Source organism: Vibrio sp. 10N.222.49.C12 (genome assembly GCF_041475025.1).
GTDB lineage: Bacteria > Pseudomonadota > Gammaproteobacteria > Enterobacterales > Vibrionaceae > Vibrio > Vibrio crassostreae_C.
The window spans coordinates 1-1,913 of record NZ_JBFRVF010000142.1 but is presented as its reverse complement, the minus strand read 5'-3'; the positions used below and the strand labels follow the sequence as shown (position 1 = coordinate 1,913).

The following is a 1,913-nucleotide window of genomic DNA, read 5'->3' as shown; positions in this document are numbered from 1 at the left end:
TTTGTGTATAAGAGACAGCCGTAAAGGAGCCTTTCTTAATTTGAGCTCCCCAACACAATTATTATGCTCTCGCGCTACACGTGCGAGCATAGCTAAAAATACCTAACTTGGTTCAAAGCTTTAGTTTCAAGACTAGAGAATGAATGTTGTTTGAGGTAAGTTGAAACAATCATTCCCAAATTTCATGAATATAACCCAATGCTACTCGAAGGAATCGAAACTCTACTGGTATTGAGTAAAGCAAAGACCATGAGCCGCACAGGCAGTTTGCTTTATATCAGCCAATCAGCGGTCAGCAAACGGATTGCGAATTTAGAAAAGAAGCTAGGTAAAAAGCTCATTGAACCGAGTGGCCGACAGATAAAACTCACGCCAGATGCGATAGCATTAATCGAGAGTATTGGCCCGACATTCAATGAACTTCGTGGGCTTATTTATGAACAGCAAGAGTTGGAAGATACCACTCTCATCACCCTAGACAGCAATAAGTCTCTGATAGCCGGTTATTTAGGTGAGATGATGGGCCAATTTATCCAGCAAGATAAGTACATCACCATTACCACCAACCACACGCCGAGAATTATCGAACGGGTGCAGTCCGGCAAGGCGACCTTGGGGTTGTGTGCTGGCTTACTGCCACCACATCATGGGTTGATGACCTTCCATCTTTTTGATGAACCGTTTTACATAGTGAGTAAGTCGCCGCTAACGGATCTCCCTCCAATGGTCATCACTAACGACATGACCAATCCAGCCAATTCTTATCAACTTTCTGTATTAGAAAAATTTGGTATCAAACCCTTGATGGAGATGGATGCCTACACCGCAGCGGCGCAACTTGCATTGGGCGGGGCTGGGCCAGCGTTGATCCCGCTCTCTATCGTAAAAACACTCAATATTGAGCCTCAATATCTGTATAGCTTCACCGAATTAGCAGGCTTGATTCGGCCGATTCATATCTGTGTCAGACCAAATAGTTACCAGTCTCCACGAGTTAAAACACTGATAGAATCCATTGTTGATGCTGTTCCCAAAGCAGTTTAGACGCCATTAGCATCGACATCACGATCACAAGGGGGCGAATCCATTTCTGCCCTTTTGTCACCACCACTTTAGCGCCAAGCTGAGCGCCCATAAATCCACCGACCGCCATCACTAATCCCAACTCCCAAATAGGCAAACCAGCCAAAATAAAGAAAATTAAGGCAGCGATATTCGAGGTAAAGTTAAGTACTTTAGTACGCGCCGTAGCATCGACTAACGAGAAGTGACCAATAGCAACAAAGCAGACGGTGAAGATAGAACCTGTTCCTGGGCCAAAAAAGCCATCATAGAAACCCACGCCGCCACCAATACACAGAGCAAACATCGCCTCAGAGATCTTCTGTTTTCCTTCAGACGCTCTAGTTTGGGGTGCCAACAGGAAATAGAGAGAGATAGCGATAAGCAGCAGTGGGATAACACTGGTCAGTAGGCTCGCATCAATGTGCTGGACTAACTCAGCGCCAATTGCAGAGCCAATAAAGGTACAAAAGATAGCAAGGCGCATCTCTTTGATGCTGACGATACCGTTGCGCACGAAATACCAACTCGCGGAGAAGCTGCCAAATGAGCTTTGGAGTTTGTTGGTTGCCAGTGCCTGCGTGGGTGGAACTCCAGCCGCTAGCAATGCAGGTAGAGTCAGTAACCCACCGCCGCCAGCCATTGCATCAATAAAGCCTGCTGCCGTTGCAACAACAAACAAGATAGCCAATATTTCTAGAGTAATTTCCATATACCCAACGCCTTAAAATCCTGTGTAGCGACAAGTTACCACTCACAGCAGACGAGCAATAACGAAACACAAGATTCTAACCTATTCCAAATATTCATCATTAAGCTACCGCGGAATAACAGAATCGAGTAGGAGGAGG

2 protein-coding genes are annotated in these 1,913 nt (G+C 45.7%); one reads left to right on the top strand and one right to left on the bottom strand.

The genetic code is table 11. From position 1 onward, the window contains the following. Nucleotides 1-198: 198 nt before the first annotated feature. Nucleotides 199-1,044, top strand: a complete 846-nt coding sequence (locus AB4583_RS21390; protein ID WP_372119290.1) for a LysR family transcriptional regulator — start codon at nt 199-201, stop codon at nt 1,042-1,044. Here AB4583_RS21390 and AB4583_RS21385 read toward each other — a convergent pair. Beyond that, complete coding sequence (locus tag AB4583_RS21385) at nt 995-1,774, bottom strand: TSUP family transporter (RefSeq protein ID WP_012603222.1); 780 nt, start codon at nt 1,772-1,774, stop codon at nt 995-997. The two genes, AB4583_RS21390 and AB4583_RS21385, sit on opposite strands and share 50 nt — an antisense overlap. Between the last annotated feature and the right edge of the window lie 139 nt (nt 1,775-1,913).